We start from the raw sequence: 17,823 nt of genomic DNA, 5'->3' as shown, positions 1-17,823 counted from the left end.
GATGCCGGGGAGCGGGCCCCGGCCGTAGCGTGAGGCGGTGCAACGGCTGATGGAGACCCTGCCCCGCCTGCGGCGCGGACATCCGTGGCTGACGGACCTGCTGCTGGTCGTGCTGGTTGCCGTGCCCCCGGTGATCCGCCCCCAGCCGGGCTGGCGGCCCGGCTGGGTACAGACGGGCGTGTACGCCGCCCTGGTGCTTCCTCTGTTGTGGCGCCGCCGTCGGCCGGTGCTGGTCGCGGCCCTGGTGACGGCCGGGTTCTGGGTGCAGTTTCTCGGGCAGGTGTGGGGACAGGAACCGGGACGCGGCGCCGTCGCCCTGGCCGCGGTGCTGGCCACCCTCACGGTGCGCGGCCTGCGCCGGGCCGCCGCGGCGACGGTGATCTGTGCCGCCGGCTGCGTCGTGCTGTGGATTCCCGCCTGGCAGCGGGACTACGGGGGCCCGGGTGCCCGCGGTGCCTGGCTCACCCCGCTCGCCGTGGGGCTCCTGCTGGCCGGGGCCTGGGTGTTCGGCGAGTACGTCCGGGCCCGGCGCGCCTATATCGCCGAGTTCGAGCGGCGGGTCGCGCTCGCCGAGTCGGAGCGCATCGCCCTGGCCCGGGTCGCCGTCGCCGAGGAGCGGGCGCGCATCGCCCGCGAGATCCACGACGTCCTCGCACACAGCGTGAGCGTGATGGTGCTGAACGCCGAGGGCGGCAGGCTGATGCGGCACGCCGACCCCACGGTCGTCGACCGCACCCTCGGTGTCATCAGCGCCACCGGCCGCGAGGCCCTGGACGAACTGCGCCGGCTGCTGGAGGTGCTGCGCACCCCCGACGCGGACGCCCCGGCCGGCGGCCCCGGACCCGGACCCGACAACGGTGGGGCCGGCGCGTCCCTCTCGGCCGATCTGCGGCGGCTGGTCGGGCGCCTCAACACGAACGGCGCGCGCGCCCGGCTGGACCTCCGCGGAGAGCCGGGCGGACTGTCGGCGGACCTCACCGCGCAGACATACCGCATCGTGCAGGAGGCGCTCACCAACATCGTCAAGCACGCACCGCCGAACGCCACGATCCGCGTCCGGGTCGACACCGGTACCGGGGGGCCCGGACGGCTGGTCCGCGTCCGGGTGGAGAACTCGGCCGGAGCCGGAGCCGGAGCGGGAGCCGTCCCGGAGCACCCCGCCCCGCTGCTCTCCCGCGGTCACGGACTCACCGGTATGCGCGAACGCACTGCCCGGTACGGCGGGAGCGTCGACGCCGGACCCACACCCGACGGGGGCTACCGGGTCACCGCCACCCTGCGCCCCACCGAGCCCGAGCCCACCACGGCGATCCCATGACCGGCCAGGGCCCGTCATCGTCCCGGGTGCTGATCTGCGACGACCAGGAGCTGATCCGGATGGGACTGCGCATGGTCATCGACAGCCAGCCCGATCTCACGGTGGTGGGCGAGGCCGCCGACGGCGACGCGGCGATCGCGGGCGTGGCCGCCCTGGAACCGGACCTGGTCCTGATGGACGTACGCATGCCCGGTCTGGACGGGCTCGCCGCGACCGAACACCTCTGCGCGCAGCCCGATGGACCCCGGATCCTCATCGTCACCACCTTCGACCTGGACGAGTACGCCTACGCGGCCCTGCGTGCCGGCGCGAACGGCTTCCTCGTCAAGGACGCCCCCGCCGAGGAGATCCTGGTGACCGTCCGCGCGGTGCTGCGGGGCGAGGTCATGGTGGCGCCCTCGCTCACCCGGCGCCTGGTCGAACGCTTCGTCCTGCAATCCCCCATGTCCGCGCCCGCCCAGCGCAGCCGCCTGGCCGCACTCACCGAACGGGAACGGGACGTCCTCGCACTGGTCGCCCGGGGAATGGCCAACGGCGAGATCGCCGACCGCCTCTTCGTCGGGGAGACGACCGTCAAGACCCACCTCGGCCGCATCCTGACCAAACTCGGCCTCCGCGACCGTATCCACGCAGTGATCTTCGCCTACGAGAGCGGGCTGATACGGGCCGGGGACTGACTGCTCGGCAGACCGCCCGCGACCTAGACCGGGCTTCGCGAACGGCCGGAGCTGTGCGCCGACCGGCGGCCACTGCGAGGGGTCCAGTGCGGCGAACTCCGGTGGTGGTACCAACCCGTCCGCACGCCTGGAGAACCCGACCACCGCGCCGGGACGCCGCCATGCCCAAGCGGTGAACACACCCCGCCCACGCGCCAGTCGACGATCAACGACGTCTCATCACCCCAACCGGAAAAGCCAATTAGTCTGCCGGAATGGAGATCGTCGAGCGGTCGCCCGCCGTCGGCGTGGGGCAATGAACGGCTTCGCGGGGCACGGGTGGGCCCTCTTCCTCTTCGCGGCGGTCTGCGCGCTGATCACGGTCCATCTGCTGGCCGTACGCAGGACCGCCGGTTCCTCGCTCACGGCGGCCGTCGTGCTCACGCTGGCCGTCGCCGCGATCCCCGCTCTCCGCGGTGAACCGCCGCACTACGTGACGGGGGTCGCGCTGACGGCCGGTGGGGTGGTGGCGGTCGTCTGGGCGAGGGGCCGCTCCCGCCGTCACCGGTCGGCCCGCCGGTCCGCGCTGGCGGACTACGAGGCCGGCACGGCGGCGGTCCCGCTGTTCGCGGCGCTGGCGGAACGGGACCGGCTGGCGGCGGAGTTGCACGACGTGGCCGCGCATCGGCTGACCGGGATCGTGGTGGCCGCGGGCGCCGCGCTCAGGCTCGCCGACCGGGTACGGACCGGTGACGCGCTGCGCCACGCCGACGAGGCGGGCCGGGAGGCCGTCCGCGAACTGGAGCGCCTCACCGAGCTGGACGCGACCGCGGCCGGCTTCACCGAGGTCGACGCGCTGGCCGCCGCGCACGCGGTGGACTACCGGCGCACGGTCGACAAGGCACCGGCGGGCAGTACGGAAGCGACGTACCGGGTCGTCCGGGAGGCGCTGACCAACGCGGCCCGGTACGCCGCGGGCGCGACAGTGCGCGTCCGGATCGAGCCAGCGGACGACCAGGACAAGCCCCTACGGGCCGGCGGCGATCACCTGTTCGTCGTCACCGTCACGGACGACGGCGGTACGGCCGTCGAGCCGGGCCTCGGGACCGGGCGCGGTCTCGCGGGGCTGGCGGCCACGGTCACCGCGACGGGCGGGACGTTCCGCGCGGGACCCGTGGGACAGGGCCGTCGAGAGGGCTGGCTCGTGCGGGCCTCGCTGCCTGCGGCGACGGTTCTTCCCCTCCGCCGGTGGCCCCTGTGGCGTGGGACGGCCGCGCTCGACTACGCGCTGGTGGCCCTGGCGATCGCGCTGTCGCTCGGTGCGAGCCTGCTGTCGGCCGACGTGCCGACTCCGTTCGGCGGCCTGCTGCCCGCACTGGTGACCGTCGTGCTGTCGGGCCTGCACGCCGTGCCGCTGGCCTGGCGCTCACGAGCGCCCGGCCGCGCGCTCGCGGCGGTGCTGTCGGCGCTGCTGCTGTGGTGGGCCTGCGACCGGGCGGGCTGGACCCAGCCGCCGGTGAGCGACATCTTCCTGGTGTACGGGTGGGTCGAGCTGACGCTCGTCCACAGCGTCGGGGTGCGGCTGCCGTGGCGCCGAGGCCTGTGCGCGCCGCTCGCCGTGGCCGCCGTGGGCGGGCTCGCGCTGGCGAGCGGCAGCGGCATCACCGGCAGCCGTACGGCGGCCGGGGCCGTACTGGCGGGCGTGCTGGCCCTCCCCGCCCTGGCCGTCTGGTCGTGGGGGCGCCGGACCGCCCGGCGGCGTGAGCGGCTGCGGGCCGCGGACGCCCGGCGGCGGGTCCTGCTCGACGGGGACGCCGACGCTGCGGTGTCCGCACAGCGTCTGCTGTTCGCCACCGCGCTGCGGGACACGGCACTCCGGCACGCGCGGGCGGTCGTCGCCGCAGCGGAGGAGGGGGACCTGCGGGCCGTGCGGGAAGAGGCCCGCGCCGGACTGACCGTTCTGCGGAACCTGTTGTCCGGGCTGCGCGCAGGGGACGACGCCGACGACGGCCCTCCGCCCACCGTCTCCGGGATCACCGCGCTGGCCGCACGCTACGGCGCCGTCGTCCGGTACGTCGGAGCACGCCGTCCGCTGCCCGCCGCCATGGAGGTCTTCGCGTACCGGACCGCCTCCGCGCTCATAGCCGTGGGCGCCACCCTCACCGTGCGCACGCTCCCCGACGGCGTGGAGGTCTCCGGCCCGGCACCGGCCGTTCCCGCGGTGGAGCGGCGGCTGCGCGCCCTCGCGGACGCCGCCGGCGGTACCCTCTCGACGACCGACAGCGGTGCCGTACGCGTGTGGCTCCCGGAGGCGTTCCCATGACGATCAGAGTGACCGTCGCCGACGACCAGGCCGTCGTGCGGGCCGGGATCGCGGCGATCCTCGACGCCGAACCCGACCTGTGCGTCGTCGGGCAGGCGGCGGACGGCGACACCGCGGTCGAACTCGCGCTGTCGGCGCGGCCGGATGTCGCGCTGATGGATGTCCGCATGCCGGGGATCGGCGGGCTCGCGGCGACCGCCGCGATCACCGAACGCAGCTCCGCGACCCGTGTTCTGGTGCTCACCACCTTCGGTCTCGACGAGTACCTGTTCGCCGCGCTGCGCGCCGGGGCCGCCGGTTTCCTGCTCAAGGACACCGAGCCGGAGCGGGTGATCGACGCGGTACGGGTGGTCCACGGGGGCGCCGCGCTGCTCGATCCGGCGGTGACCCGCAGGCTGATAGACCGGTTCGCGGACGGGCCCGGTCCGCTCGACACGGCCCGCCTCGACCTGCTCACCCCACGCGAGACGGAGGTGCTGCGGCAGGTCGCGCGAGGGCTGTCCAACGCGGAGATCGCGGCGGTGCTGGGGGTGAGTCCGCCCACCGTGAAGGACCACGTCTCCGTCCTCCTCGGCAAGCTCGGCGTACGCGACCGGGTACAGGCGACGATCGCCGCGTACGAGACGGGGCTGATCCGGCCCGGCAGCGGGCCGTGAGGTGACTCGGCACCCCGCCGTGAGGCGGGGGTGACACCCCGCCGCGGGGCGGCCCTCGGACGCGGCAGGACCGTCCCTGAGCTGGACGGATCGCCCGCGTCGGCTTCCTAGCCTCGAAGCCATGTCACGCATCCTCTCCTACCGTGTCGCCGGCGGTGTCCTGCTGCTCCTGGCGCTCTTGCTGACGCCTGCCGTGGCGGCGGCCGGCTTCCTCGCCGCGGCGTTCGTCACCGCGAGCGTGCCGGTCCTGGTTGTCGTCGGCCTCGTCTGCGGCGCCCTGGCCGGCGGGCTGCTGGGCCGGGCGGCGTTCGCCCTGGTCGGCCTCGGCCGCCGCCCGGCCCTGCGGGCGTCCGCGTTCTTCACGGTCGGCCTGACCGCGGCCGTCGCCGTCCTCGCCGCCGTCACCGTCCTCCGTCCGATGCCCACCACGACGGCCGCCCCCGCCCCGCCCGGCGTGCGGTTCTGGGATCTGCCGACCGGTTCACGCATCGCCTACGTCCACGCCCCCGCCGCAGGCAAGGCCAGACCGACCCCGGTGATCTTCCTGCACGGCGGTCCGGGCACCCCCGCCGAGGGCGTCCCCACCGGGGGCCGTGAACTCGCGGCCGACGGCTTCGACGTCTACTCCTACGACCAGCTCGGCGCCGGCCGCTCCACCCGGCTGCGGGACATCACCGGATACACCGTGGCCCGCCAGGTCGCCGACCTGGAAGCGATCCGGCGCACACTCGGCGCCGACCGGATCATCCTGGTCGGCCAGTCCTGGGGCGGATCACTCACCGCCCAGTACCTGGCCGCCCATGGCGGGCACGTCGCCAAAGCGGTCTTCACCTCGCCGGGCGCGCTGTGGGGCCGTCAATACCCCGGCCCCAAGGCCGGGGAACCCTGGAACCGCCTCTCCCCCGCGCAGAAGGCACGGCTCGACCGGCTGAACAGCGCACCCCGCATCATCGCGGCGAGCCTGCTCCTCCAGATCAACCCCGGCGCCGCGCACGCGCTGGTCGGCGACCGCGAGGTCGACCACTGGATGCACGAAGTCGCCCTCCAGGGAAAGGACAGCACCTCGTGCGAGGGCGCTTCGCCCACCACGGCGCACGACAACCCTCAGGGCTTCTACAGCAACCAGATGACCGTAAGGGACTTCGAGCAGCTCCCCGACCCCCGGCCCCGTCTGCGCACCCTGCGCGTCCCCTCTCTGATCATGCGCGGGGAGTGCGACTTCATCAAGCCCGCTGTGACCGCCGAGTACCAACACACCCTCGCGGGCTCCGAGTTGGTGACCGTCAAGGGAGCCGGACACTCCATCTCAGGCGAACAGCCCGCCCGCTACACCGCGCTGCTGCGGGCCTTCCTCCTGGACGAACCGCTGCCGACGGGCACCGGCTGAGTCCGGAACGGGCGGTCCGGTCGGGGGGAGCGTCGTGCCGCCCGTCGGAGTCTCCGGTCTCCAGGACCTGCCGGGGTCCTGCCCTGGGAAGGACGATGAGGCTTGTCCAGAGTCTCTGTCAGCCCAGCGGAAGGGCGCCTTCGGAGTGCGCACCACAGGGTCACGGCCCCGCCCTGTGGTTTCGGCCGACGGGCGTGGAGCGGTCAGCCCATGCCGGGTCCCGCCTGCTGGCTGATCTTGCCGACGCCACCGGCCCGGTGGTGACGCTCGCCGACGGCGGCGAGGCCATGACCGGCCTCGCTGTTCTGCGCAACCAGCCTTCGGCCCTGTCGCTTCCACCGCGACGGCCTGGCGCCTGCCGGCCGGCATCGGCCCGCCGATCGTGCCGCCGGTGGGAGCGGTCTCCCCTTCGGGCTGTTTCCTGGACCCACCGGCCATCGCCAGGACGCGCGCTCAGCCGCCACCTGCCGCCACCTGCCGCCACCTGCCGCCACCTGCCGCCACACAACACCGGGTGCACCATCGGCACGCAGGCGACCGACACACCTGGACAACTCAGGTCAGCGGAGACCGGTAAGGCGAGTGCCGGACGGACATCACGGCGCCCCCGGAGGAGGTGCGGTGGCGGCTGCTTCCAGGTCGTCGGCACGGGAGCATGCGGCGTCGAACTGCCGCAGGAGAGCGAGGGTTTTGGTGCCCCTGGTCTGCTCGATCACGGGTGGCTGGTGGATCCGTGGCCCGCGGAGCAGGCTGTGGAGACGTTCGACCTCGCCGGTGGGCGGCCAGGGGTGCGTGCCCCCGTCGACGGGCTCGTCTTCGAGCACGCCATGACCATGTCCCGGGTCGTGGTCGTCCCCGCCCGTTCCCCTCTCGCCGACGCCGACCGTCTGACCGAGGCCGACGTCAGTGACAGCCCGTGGCCGCCCACCGACCTCACTCATCCCGCACTCGAAGCATGGTCCGGGCCCGCCACCGACGGTTCCCACAGCCGTGGCGCCCTGCGCAACCCCGCCGCCCTGCCGGGAGCCGTGGCGACAACCGGCCGCATAGCCCTGCACGCCGAGGCCGCCGGCCGCTTCGGGTTCCGCTGCCGGTCCTAGCCTGTATATAAACGATCCAGTATCTTGATATACACAGTCGGTGGGCGGAGGAGGGCACCATGAGTCGAACAGTCATCGATCTCGACGACGAGGCGCTGGAAGAAGCAGCCAGAGAACTCGGCACCACCACCAAGCGCGACACGATCAACACCGCTCTGCGGGAAGTCACGGCCCGCTACCGGCGTCTGCGCTCTCTCGAAGAAGCCCGCGAACTGGCGGCCGACGGCGCCCTCGACATGGATCTGCTGCTGGACAAGCGCGCGTACCGCCCCAGGGGCGCGGGCGCGGGCTCGGCAACCGGCGAACGCGGTACCGGAGCGGACGGGTGACCGTCGCCGACTACCTCATCGACACCTCCGCCCTCGCCCGCGTACTGCTCCGCCAGAACACGGCCGAATGGGACGACAGGATCGGCGCGGGCCTCGTAGCGATCTGCGACCTCACCGAGCTGGAAGTCCTCTACTCGGCCCGTTCGGCCGCGGACCGCGCCCGCTTGAAGGCCGCACTCGACGCCCACTACGCCTGGTGCCCCATGCCGGACGGCGTCTACCGCCGCTCCCGCACCGTCCAGGAGCAAATGACCGCCAAGGGGGAGCACCGCAGCGCAGGCCCGGTCGATCTCCTGGTGGCCGCTGCCGCGGAAGAAGCGGGGCTCACCCTGCTCCACTACGACCGTGACTTCGAAACCATCGCCCGTACGACAGGGCAGCCGGTCCGCACGATCGACCTCAGGCGGTAAAGCCCGCTCGCACGCACGGACGGGCACCAAGCCGCTCGTCGACCGCACGCCTGGCGGTGCTGTCGCGGCGACGCCCAGTGCCGAGCAGTCCTCGTTCCGTCCACGTGCCCCCGGCCCTCGGACTGGCCGTTTCCCCGGCACCCGGCTCGGGTCGTGGCGCACTCGCACGAACTGCCGCGGGGCCGCGGACGTCGACGTGCCGTCGCAGGGTGCTGCGCCGCGCGTGAAAGCGGGCGGGTGCGGGGGCAGACCTTCGCTGCGGAACATGGCGAACAGGGCGGGCGGAGCGCGACGCTGGCGTCAGTCGTCCAGGCCGGGCTTGACGACGGTGTCGACGAAGTCACCGATGGCATCAAGGGCCTGTCCGAGCTGCTCGATCTGCGGAAAGTGACCGGCGTCGGGGATGGGCACGAAGCGGCTGTTGGGGAAGGAGTCGGCATAGCCGCGGCCGTAGGTGGTGTTGGCGATGCCGTCCTCCTCGCCCCAGGCGACCAGGACCGGCAAGGTGATGCGGCGCAGTCGGCTCCGGAGCTTGGGGTCGTAGGTGAAGCCGGCGCCGCCGTAGACGGCCAGGGTCTGCTGGTTGGCCGCGGCGGCGGCGCGCTGCTGGTCGGTGAAGGCCGAGAAGTCGGGACGGAAGGCCGCGTTGGCGAAGGAGAGCTTGGTGACCGCCTGGGGCGGCAGGGTGCGAGGGTCTATGACCTGGTTGACCTGCATGTTGGCGTGGATACCGACGGCGTTGAGAAGGGTGAGGGCACCGATGCGGCCCTTGGTGTCGCGCAGGGCCATCTCGGCGGCGATCCAGCCGCCGAGCGAGTTGCCGATCACCATCACGCCGGTCAGGTCCAGGCTGTCCAGCAGATCGAGGTAGGCCACCGCGAGGTCGGCGACGGAGTCGCACCAGTCGGGGCGGGGAGCGCCGTCGAAACCGGGGTGGGTCACGTTGACGGCGAAGACATGCTCCGACAGCGCGGCGGCCAGGCCGGACATGGTGCGGGGACCGGCGCCGCCGTGCAGGAGCAGAACGCCGGTGCCCTCGGTGTTGGCGCCGTACTCGTCGATGGTGACGGACAGACCGTCGGCGAGGTCGACGGTGCGAGTGGTGTGGGTGGTGGCCGGAGCGGTCATGGGAATTCCTGTTCGTGAGAGTTGACTTGCATGAATATAGACAGCTCTCCCGCGTTGATGCAAGTGAACTCTCATAAAGAGAGTCTCCTGCCGCGCGGCCCGCACGGACACCCTCAGGCGAAGTCGCCGACCGGGGTCGTGGCGTAGCGGCCCATCAGCTCGGCGACGGTCCGCCCGTCCGGCGCGCGCCCCCCGGCGCGCGCGTCCCGCAGATCCCGGAAGTACTGCACATACCGATCCGGCGTGAAGGTGTTGATCACGACCAGCGGCTCGGCGCCGGGGTTGGCGAAGGTGTGCGGGACGCCGGGCGGCACCATCACCAGCGCCCCGGCGCAGGCGTCGTGAGCGGCACTCCCGACGGTGAACCTGGCGGTACCGGACACGACACAGAAACCCTCGCCGTGCTCGGCGTGCACATGCTGCGGCGGACCCTGACTGAACGGGGAGAGGGCGATCTCGACGATCGCGAGGCGATGCGCGGTCGTCCCGTGGCCGTCGTCCGGCCCGACGACCGAGACACTGCCCATGGCAACTCCTTCGTGAGAGTAAACTGTCACGAAGGTAGAGTGCTCGCATCACGGGGAGCAAGCCTTCTCCCCGCACGGGGCCAACCCGCCCGAGCCGTGCGCACGACGAAAGGTGGACCGATGGGATCACAGAGCGCGACGGGCCGCGCCAACCAGAAACTGCGCACCCGCACCGCGATCGTGCAGGCCGCAGCCGAACTCAGCCGCACCGGCCGGGAAGTGACCATGCCCGAGGTCGCCAGAACGGCCCTGGTCTCCGAAGCCACCGCCTACCGCTACTTCCCCGACCTGCTCAGCCTGCTGCGCGAGGCCATCGCCGGGCAGTTGCCCACTGCCGACGAGGCGCTGCGGCCGGTCGCCGACTCCCCCGACCCGGTGGAGCGCGTCGCCGCCGCGACCGAGTTCCTGCTGCGCCATGTCCTGGCCCGGCAGGGTGTGGTGCGCGCCATGATCGCGGCCACCGTGGTACGGCCCGCGGAAGCCGCCGCCCGGCCCGGCCTGCGCTTCGGACTGATCGACCACGCACTGGCACCCCTGACCGAGACCAGCGCCGTCAGGCCTGCCGCACTGGACCAGCTCAAGCACGGCCTCGCGGTCGTCGTCAGCGCCGAGGCCCTCTTCAACCTGACCGACCTGCACGGACTGGCCCCCGAGAAAGCCATCGCCAGCCTCGTGCACACCGCGACCACCCTCACCCGGGCCGCACTGCGGGATGTGGAACACGCCGAAAGCGACGCCGGGCCGGACGCCACGGCTCGTCCGCAGACAGTTGCCTGACCGGGCCCAAGGGGCACAGGGAGGAGATCTCTCCCCACTCGGAACCCGGTATCGGACTCACTCGCAGCGGATTCCCCTTCCCACGCGCAGAGGCCCCGCGCCGAGTGCACAGGAGCGGAGCCTCTGCGGCCTTTGCCACGGGTCGGCCTGACGGGCGGTCACAGCTGCTTCGCCTGCGTGGGCCGGCGCTCCTGGTCACGTACGACTGACCCTCCTGGTCCGACCAGGTGTCGAGCCGCGTGCGTCGGCCCCGGGGGGACGGGCTGGAAGCGGTGGCCCGGTACGGTCGGTCGGCGAGCGGTCGGCGCCGACCGACGTACGGGAGGTGCTGCTGTGTCGTCGACTGCGGAGCCGCGATCCATTGTCGCGATCCTCCCGATCATCTCAGGGCTCTCCCTCGCTTTCACGATCACGGCCATCGACCCGCTGGTCCTCAGCCTGAACATGCCGCAGGTCAGCCGGGCGCTCCACGTGCCGCCGGAAGTCGTCGGGTTCCTGGGAGGCGCGGCGACGCTGATCGTGGCCGCCGCCGTGCTCGCCGTGGGCAGTCTCGGGGACGCCTTCGGGCTCAAGCGGCTGCTGATGCTGGGGCTGGTCGGCGACATCGTCGTCAACCTGCTCTCCGCGATCTCCCCCGGCTACACGTTCCTGCTGGTGATGCGCCTCCTCGACGGCCTGGCGCTGGCCGCGGTGCTGGGCGTGTCGATGGCCTTGCTCAAGGTGTCGGTGCCGCCGGATACACGACCGGCGGCCATCGGCATCTTCATGGCCATCGACATGGTGCTGTGCGGGGTGACCCCCGCGATCGGGGGCTGGGTGGTGGAGGCCGTCGGCTGGCGGTGGCTGTTCCTGCTCGCCCCCCTGCTGTCGCTGATCGCGCTCGGGCTGACGGCCCGGTACGTCACCGAGCCCCCCGTCCTGGAGCGCCGCGGAGTCGACGTCGTCGGCGTCAGCCTGGTCGGCGTCACCCTGCTGACCCTCGTCCACGGCGTCGCCGAGGGGGAGAACGGGATCTCCCAGTTCCGGGCCTGGCTGCCGCTGGCGATCAGTGCGGTCGCCGGCGGGCTGTTCGTGCTCCGTGAACGCCGGACACCGGAACCGGTCCTGGACCTGTCGCTGTTCCGCAGCAGTCCGTTCGCCGTGGCCGCGCTGGCCAGCCTGACGCTCAACTTCCTCGTCGCGGGGTTCAGTTTCACCCTCGCGCAGTTCGGCAGTGTGATCCTCTCCCTGCCCCCGCGCACGATCGGCCTGCTGTTCCTGCCCGGCACACTGGCGATCGCCGCCGCCGTCATCCTCGCCGGGCGCCTGATCGGGAAGTACACCCCCCGGCCTGTCCTCATCACCGGCCTGCTGGTGATGGTCGCGGGCGGGCTGCTGATGGCGGCCACCGCTACGCCCACGATGGCGCTGTGGATCGTCGTACTGGCCACCTGGCTCACCAACCTCGGCTCGCTGGTGACCTCCGCCGCGGTGGCCGAGACCATCCTTTCGCACGCCCCGCCCGGAAAGTCCGGCGCCGTGGCCGCCGTCCAGCCGGCGTTCGGAATGACCGGCTACGCGCTCGGCCCCGCCGTCTACCTCCTGCTTCTCAACCTCTTCTTCCGGCGGCAGTGGCTCAACGACGCCGAGGCGCGCGGTATGTCGGTGTCCGAGGCCGATCAGGCCGTGGACGCGACGCGAAGCGCGATGGCGCACAGTCCGGGCACCGCCGGATACGACCCGAACCTGCTCCGGCAGTCCGGACTGGACCTCGGGCTGGACTTCACCAACGGCCTGCGGCTCACCATGCTGGTCGTGAGCCTCCTGCCGCTCGCCCTGGCCGTGGCGGCGTACCTGCTCATGCCCCGTCGGACCCGGACCGCACGGTAGGAGCCGTCCGGATCATTCGACGTACTCGGCCCGCGCGGTGGCGGCCCGCGGCCTTGCGCGGGGACCGCCTGGCGGACGGTCACCCTTGCGCTGCACACGCTGCTCGACGCACGCCCGGCACGGCTCGCTGGGTGCCGACCAGGAGACCGTCTTCGCAGGACGGGACCCAGTAGCACGGGACAGGGCCGATCTCAGCTCCCGGGTGATGCCGAACGGAGAACGCGGCTCCCCGCCGTACAGCTCGGGCTCGGAGCCGTCCGCCGTACGCCGTCCGCCGTCCGCCGGCGGGCGATCCGCCCGGCGATCCGCCCGGCGATCCGCTCGGCGAGCCGGTCGACGGTGCTGGAGTCGGGGGCGGCGAGGACCGCCGAACGGTTCCGCCTGGGGATGTGTCCATACGGCAGCAGCGAGAGCAGGACCGGCGGGAGACAGCACGCCCGCGCCGCCCTGATCCGCCTGGTCGGCGCGGGCACGTCAGCGCCGTTGCGGGTCAGGCGTGCTGATCAGGGTCAGCCCCGTGCGGTGCTTGTCGATCCGTTCCTGTCCTCGCGGCCCCTCAACGGCCCCTTCGCACAGCGGATTCCCTTACCGCCGAGATGATGCTCCCCCTTGTTCCGGGTGGAACACCATCCCTGACGAGTTCGCCTCCCGGGCCGCGTACGGTCCTGGGGCACGGCATGCCGATCGGCTCAGCCGAGGACGTAGGTCTCATCACCGAAGTCGGCGACGATCTTCAGCTTGCCGCCGAGCGCCTTGCCGTAGGCGGCGAGGGTGTCGACCTCCCCCCTGTCGACGACGCGCCCCGAAGGCAGGAATCGTGACCTGCATCGCGCCTGAGGTACGGGCGGTTGTGGCGGAAGACCGTTTCCGTGGAATGCGACAGGCAGGGTGCCAGCCGGACGACGTGTCCAGCAGCGGGATGAGCAGCGCGGAGATTGGTCCTCGGTTCGAAGGTGAGGGAAGTACGCCGACGACTCCGAGCACACCCGAACCGGCCTTCGGGGCCACGAAATGCCACTGAAGGGCCGGGAAACTACTGGTCGGTGCGGTCGGTGCGGAAGTTGGCCGTCAGCCGGTTGATGCTCTGGACCGCGAGTTCGGCGAAGTTCGAGCGGGCGACGATGGCTGTGGTCTCCCCGTGCCGTCGGACGCTGCGCAGATCACGCTGGACCTGGCGTGAGAGCTGGTGCAACTCGCGCTGGGCGGTGGCGAGTCGCTTCTCCGCGGCGGTGCGCGTCTGGCGGTGCTCTCGCCGGGTACGGGGTGTGCGGGTGCTGTCGGAAGAAGTCTCTGCGGGCATGTCGGTGCTCGATTCCGTGGTCGCGGGTCGCGTCGCCGTGAGGGGGCGGACGCCGACGGTGTCGAGATAGGTTTCGAGGCCGGTGAGGCCGGCGGTGTCGACCACGGCGGCGACGTATCCGTCCGGGCGGATGAGCACCCACTGTTCGGAGGACAGTCCGTAGCCGCTCTGGACGCGGTCGCCGGTGTCGAGGATGTCGCCGCGGGCGCCGATGGTGTGGATGCGCAGGCCGCGGCGTGGTGCCGGGGCCGACGTGTCGTCGACGTCGTGGCCGAGCAGGGTCCAGTGAGGTCCTTGGAACAGGCTGAACAGCCGGGTGGGCAGGCCGCCGGCGCCGGTCACGGGCGCGTCGGGCGCACGGTCGCCGGCGACTACGCCGGTGTCGCGTTCCGGGGTGTGCAGCGACAGGGGTGAGTCCAGGTAGCCGAGGTCGAGCTGGCTGACCTCGCGCCCCCGGTGGATGTCACGGTTCTTGGCCGCTTCGAGCAGCTTCTCGGACAGCCCGAGGACGGCTTCGGCGATCGGCCGGCGTTCCTGCTCGTACGTCTCCAGCAGGGATTCCGGGGCGCCGTCGAGTACGGCGGCGAGCTTCCAGCCGAGGTTGTAGGCATCCTGGACACTGGTGTTGAGGCCCTGGCCGCCGGTCGGCGGATGGCAGTGCGCCGCGTCCCCGGTCAGGAAGACCCGTCCGCGCCGGTAGGTGTCGGCGAGCCTGGCGTTCATGCTGAACGCGGACGCCCAGGACACGGAGCGGATCACGACGTCGTGACGGCCGGTGCGTTCACGGAAGAACGCGGTGAGCCCTTCGGCGGTGAGGTCCGGGTCGACGTCGAAGGGGACAGGGGCCTGGAGCTGGAACATGTCGGTGCCGTACAGCGGGCACATCGACACCTGCCCGGCGGTGCCCTCGCCCCAGCGGTGCCAGGCGTCCGACGAGACGCCGTCGACGTGGACGTCGGCCACGACGGCGCGTACGCCGAGGGTCTTGCCGGGGAAGCCGATGCCGAGGGTCTTGCGGACGAAGCTGGAACCGCCGTCGGCACCGATCAGGTAAGCGGCCCGTACGGTCTGTTCGCCGTCCGGAGTGGCGATCACCGCGGTCACGCCCTCGGCGTCCTGGTCGAAGCCGACGAGTTCGTGGCTGTAGTGCGGGGCATGACCGAGTTCGGCGAGGCGTTCACGCAGCCGGCGTTCGGTGAGGAACTGCGGGACGAGCAGCGGTATCTGGTACGGCTCCTCCGGCGTCGGCTCCGACATCTCCACGCCGACCTGGTCGATGGGTCCGTCGGCGGTGTGGATGCGCTGGACGGGGTACTCGCCGCCGGAGGCGACGATGCGGTCGATCACGCCAAGGTCCTCGAAGACCTCCTGGCTGCGGGGCTGGATGCCCTTGCCGCGGGAGCCGGCGAACGGGTGCGGCGCCTTGTCGATCAGCAGGAAGGCGATGTTCCGGCGGGCGAGGTCGATGGCCAGGGTCAGCCCTGCCGCGCCCGTCCCGCAGATGATCACGTCGGTGTCCGTGGTGTGTGACATGGCTCTGTGCTCCTTCGGTAAGTCCAGTACGGGCTGCACGACGGTCCTGCCGGGGTCAGGGCACCAGGACGGTGCGCATGCCCGGGACCTCGGGTGCGTTCCATGCGGTTTCGAGGTCGGCGAGGGGTACGGCCTTGGCGGTGACCGTGAGGCCTCCGGCCTCGATCTCGTCGACGAGGGACGGGAGTTCCTCCAGGTAGGTCCTGGTCGACACCGCGCCCTGGCCGTTGCCCTGCAGTCGGAAGTTCGCCGAGCGCAGCGCGACCGACGGGAGTTCGATGGTGGGGCCGGCCATGGCGCCGATCTGGATCCAGTTCAGGGCACGGCCGCGGTCGGCACGGGCCCGCAGCAGCGCCATGATCGCGTCGCCGGCGGGCTTGCCCCACAGGTAGTCGATGACCAGGTCGGCCTCGGCGGCCTCCTTGGCCAGGGCCGCGGTGGTGGCGTCGGCGTCGTCGGTGAGCGCGACGGTCGCATCGGCGCCGAGCCCGGGCAGGGCCGCCAGCCGGGCCCGGTCACGGCCGGCGCCGACGACCCGGCCGGCGCCGAGACGCTTGGCGACCTGGACGGCCATCTGGCCGGCGTTGCCGGTCGCGCCGAGGATCAGCACCGACTGCCCGGCCTCGATCGGGACGCGACGGCGCAGCGCCACCCAGGACGACATCGCCGGGTTCATCGCCGCGGCGATCTTCACCACGTCCGCGCCGTCGGGCAGCGGGATGCTGCGGCGGACGTCGATGACGGTCCGGGTGGCCATCGGGCCGACGAGCTCGTCATCGGCGACGAAGTACACCAGCCGGCCGTCCTCGCGCCGGCCGACCCCGTCGACACCGGGAACCATCGGCAGCTTCCCGGTGCTCGTGTAGTGGCTGCCCGACGCACCGGTACGCACCCTGGGGTGCAGGCCCACCGCGAGGACATCGACGAGCACCTGGTCCTCGCCGGACGGGGCGGGCAGGTCGAAGGGCTCGTAACGGGGCGGGCTGTCGAACGAGCTGACGACGGCGGCATGGATGTCCACGGCTGCTCTCCTCAGATTTGGTACGCGGGGCAAAGGATTTAGTAGGCGTGACGAAGGTTTTAGTTCGTGATGCAAATCAAAATAGTAGGTGCCACGTACCTTTGCAAGTAGGATCGGGACATGACGCCGTCCCACGACATGCCACCCCCGCCCGTGCCGTCGCCCGCAGCCGAGGACCTCGGGCTGGTCGATGCGCTGGCCCAGCTGTCGTTCCTGGTACAGAACGGCCTCGCCGAGATCGCGGGGCAGTACGACCTGTCGATCACCCAGACACGGCTGCTCGGGATACTCCGGGACCGGGAGCCGACGATGAACCAGCTCGGCCGCCACCTCGGCCTCGACAAGTCCTCCATCACGGGCCTGGTCGACCGTGCGCAGCGCCGGGGTCTGGTCACCCGCACCGTCAGCGCCGTCGACCGCCGCTCGTACCAGGTGTCGATCACCGACGCCGGCCGTCAGCTCGTCGAACAGGTCGCCGCTCGGTTCGCCGGACAGATCGAGAGGTGTGTCGAGCCACTGCCCGAAGCCGACAGGAAGCAGCTGTCACAGCTGGCGACCCGGATCGTGACCGCGGACGCCCAGGCCCGCGGCATCGGCCCGCACCACACCCCGCACTGACCGGACTCCGTCCCCCAGGTCGATGAGCTGAACCTCGGCTGGGACGCCCGCCCGATACCGGGCAACCCCGGCCCCGCGCTCATGGTCTGCACCGCCGCCGGCGGCAGCCCCGACGCCGAACGACTCCGACGCCTCACAGGTCGGCCCGGCACCCGCTGACAGCGCCGTACCGACGGACCTTGTCCATCGCCGCGGCGCCCGGACCGTGCGGCAGGGTCGCCGCGCGATGTGCCGGCACCCCGGGCGGCGGAGGACACGATGGCCTGGGAGATGCTCCCGTCCTCACGCCAGGATCGGGTCGCGTCAAGCTTGTGAGGCCATGCTAGCCCGGTCGGGTTGGCCGACCCTCGGGTCTTGTACCGGGAGGCGGCGCGGATGCGATCGCCGTCCACTGGGCCAGGAAAGCCGGAATGATTACGGCGGCGACCTGTTCCAGGAGCCGGGTGTTGGCGACGGAGTCCCGCATGCTCGCCGCAGTGACCACCACGGCAAGCAGGAGACCGATGGGGTCGGTGACGATGCTCCGCTTCCGCCCGACGATCTCCTGCTCCGCCGGAACACCGCCGACTGGGACGACAGGATCGCCGCCGGCCTCGTCGCGATCTGCGACCTCACCGAACTGGAAGTCCTCCACTCGGCCCGTTCCGCCGCCAGCCGCACCCGCGTGAAGGCGGCCCTCGACACCCACTACGCCTGGTGCCCCGTCGATCTCTCGGTGGCCGCCGCGGCCGAGGAAGCCGGACTCACCCTGCTCCACTACGACCGCGACTTCGAAACCATCGCCCGCACAACAGGACAGCCGGTTACAACGCCAGCTCGGAGGTGGGTTTCGAACCCGTTCGCAACGGATCGCCCTTCCCATGGGCAGACC

General features: G+C 72.0%; 16 protein-coding genes and 2 pseudogenes. 12 read left to right on the top strand and 6 right to left on the bottom strand.

What is annotated here, in order from left to right; translation table 11 throughout:
* Positions 1–37: 37 nt before the first annotated feature.
* The 8 genes from AB0P24_RS07175 to AB0P24_RS07140 all read left to right on the top strand — a co-directional run bounded on the left by AB0P24_RS07175 (position 38) and on the right by AB0P24_RS07140 (position 8,179).
* Complete coding sequence (locus tag AB0P24_RS07175) at positions 38–1,318, top strand: histidine kinase (protein WP_365791211.1); 1,281 nt, start codon at positions 38–40, stop codon at positions 1,316–1,318.
* Complete coding sequence (locus AB0P24_RS07170) at positions 1,315–1,995, top strand: response regulator transcription factor (protein WP_365791210.1); 681 nt, start codon at positions 1,315–1,317, stop codon at positions 1,993–1,995. Before AB0P24_RS07175 ends, AB0P24_RS07170 begins: the two co-directional genes overlap by 4 nt.
* Positions 1,996–2,290: 295 nt before the next feature.
* Positions 2,291–4,297: a histidine kinase gene (locus tag AB0P24_RS07165; protein WP_365791209.1), complete on the top strand. Its 2,007-nt coding sequence runs from the start codon at positions 2,291–2,293 to the stop codon at positions 4,295–4,297.
* Entirely contained in the window at positions 4,294–4,953 is a 660-nt protein-coding gene (locus AB0P24_RS07160; RefSeq protein WP_365791208.1) for a response regulator transcription factor, read from the top strand. Before AB0P24_RS07165 ends, AB0P24_RS07160 begins: the two co-directional genes overlap by 4 nt.
* A 121-nt stretch (positions 4,954–5,074) precedes the next feature.
* Positions 5,075–6,340 carry an alpha/beta fold hydrolase gene (locus AB0P24_RS07155; protein ID WP_365791207.1) on the top strand — a complete coding sequence of 422 codons (1,266 nt, stop codon included), beginning with the start codon at positions 5,075–5,077 and terminating at the stop codon, positions 6,338–6,340.
* Positions 6,341–7,092: 752 nt separating this feature from the next.
* Positions 7,093–7,440 carry a hypothetical protein gene (locus AB0P24_RS07150; protein ID WP_365791206.1) on the top strand — a complete coding sequence of 116 codons (348 nt, stop codon included), beginning with the start codon at positions 7,093–7,095 and terminating at the stop codon, positions 7,438–7,440.
* Positions 7,441–7,499: 59 nt separating this feature from the next.
* Positions 7,500–7,769 (top strand): type II toxin-antitoxin system VapB family antitoxin, encoded by a 270-nt coding sequence (locus tag AB0P24_RS07145; RefSeq protein ID WP_365791205.1) that lies wholly within the window; start codon positions 7,500–7,502, stop codon positions 7,767–7,769.
* Entirely contained in the window at positions 7,766–8,179 is a 414-nt protein-coding gene (locus tag AB0P24_RS07140; protein WP_365791204.1) for a PIN domain nuclease, read from the top strand. The genes AB0P24_RS07145 and AB0P24_RS07140 overlap by 4 nt, the downstream gene beginning before the upstream one ends.
* A gap of 300 nt (positions 8,180–8,479) precedes the next feature.
* On the opposite strand, the gene AB0P24_RS07135 is transcribed toward AB0P24_RS07140, so the two are convergent.
* Both AB0P24_RS07135 and AB0P24_RS07130 read right to left on the bottom strand, forming a co-directional pair.
* A complete protein-coding gene (locus tag AB0P24_RS07135; protein ID WP_365791203.1) occupies positions 8,480–9,307 on the bottom strand; it encodes an alpha/beta hydrolase in 828 nt (275 codons plus the stop codon).
* 113 nt (positions 9,308–9,420) lie between these two features.
* The gene (locus AB0P24_RS07130; RefSeq protein ID WP_365791202.1) at positions 9,421–9,834 is read right to left on the bottom strand and encodes a cupin domain-containing protein; all 414 of its coding nucleotides are present in this window, start codon (positions 9,832–9,834) and stop codon (positions 9,421–9,423) included.
* A gap of 120 nt (positions 9,835–9,954) precedes the next feature.
* On the opposite strand from AB0P24_RS07130, the gene AB0P24_RS07125 reads away from it, so the two are divergent.
* Together AB0P24_RS07125 and AB0P24_RS07120 are read left to right on the top strand one after the other, a co-directional pair.
* The gene (locus tag AB0P24_RS07125; RefSeq protein WP_365791201.1) at positions 9,955–10,611 is read left to right on the top strand and encodes a TetR/AcrR family transcriptional regulator; all 657 of its coding nucleotides are present in this window, start codon (positions 9,955–9,957) and stop codon (positions 10,609–10,611) included.
* 333 nt (positions 10,612–10,944) lie between these two features.
* Entirely contained in the window at positions 10,945–12,480 is a 1,536-nt protein-coding gene (locus AB0P24_RS07120) for an MFS transporter (RefSeq protein WP_365791200.1), read from the top strand.
* A gap of 191 nt (positions 12,481–12,671) precedes the next feature.
* Here the strand turns inward: AB0P24_RS07120 and AB0P24_RS07115 are convergent, their stop codons facing one another.
* The 3 genes from AB0P24_RS07115 to AB0P24_RS07105 all read right to left on the bottom strand — a co-directional run bounded on the left by AB0P24_RS07115 (position 12,672) and on the right by AB0P24_RS07105 (position 16,334).
* A complete protein-coding gene (locus AB0P24_RS07115) occupies positions 12,672–12,953 on the bottom strand; it encodes a hypothetical protein (protein WP_365791199.1) in 282 nt (93 codons plus the stop codon).
* A gap of 560 nt (positions 12,954–13,513) precedes the next feature.
* Positions 13,514–15,313, bottom strand: a complete 1,800-nt coding sequence (locus tag AB0P24_RS07110; protein WP_365791198.1) for an FAD-dependent oxidoreductase — start codon at positions 15,311–15,313, stop codon at positions 13,514–13,516.
* A gap of 55 nt (positions 15,314–15,368) precedes the next feature.
* Entirely contained in the window at positions 15,369–16,334 is a 966-nt protein-coding gene (locus AB0P24_RS07105; protein ID WP_365791197.1) for a zinc-binding alcohol dehydrogenase family protein, read from the bottom strand.
* Positions 16,335–16,454: 120 nt separating this feature from the next.
* On the opposite strand from AB0P24_RS07105, the gene AB0P24_RS07100 reads away from it, so the two are divergent.
* On the top strand, positions 16,455–16,952 hold the full coding sequence (locus AB0P24_RS07100; protein ID WP_365791196.1) for a MarR family transcriptional regulator: 498 nt from the start codon (positions 16,455–16,457) through the stop codon (positions 16,950–16,952).
* A gap of 418 nt (positions 16,953–17,370) precedes the next feature.
* On the opposite strand, the pseudogene AB0P24_RS07095 reads toward AB0P24_RS07100, so the two are convergent.
* Positions 17,371–17,514: pseudogene (locus tag AB0P24_RS07095) on the bottom strand (IS5/IS1182 family transposase); the annotation flags it as partial.
* Here AB0P24_RS07095 and AB0P24_RS07090 point away from each other — a divergent pair.
* Positions 17,497–17,763, top strand: a pseudogene (locus AB0P24_RS07090) (VapC toxin family PIN domain ribonuclease); the annotation flags it as partial. The pseudogenes AB0P24_RS07095 and AB0P24_RS07090 sit on opposite strands and share 18 nt — an antisense overlap.
* Positions 17,764–17,823: the final 60 nt, after the last annotated feature.

It is taken from the genome of Streptomyces sp. NPDC086519, from assembly GCF_040686075.1.
GTDB classification, from domain to species: Bacteria; Actinomycetota; Actinomycetes; order Streptomycetales; family Streptomycetaceae; genus Streptomyces; species Streptomyces shenzhenensis.
This window is presented reverse-complemented; position numbering and strand designations above follow the sequence as displayed.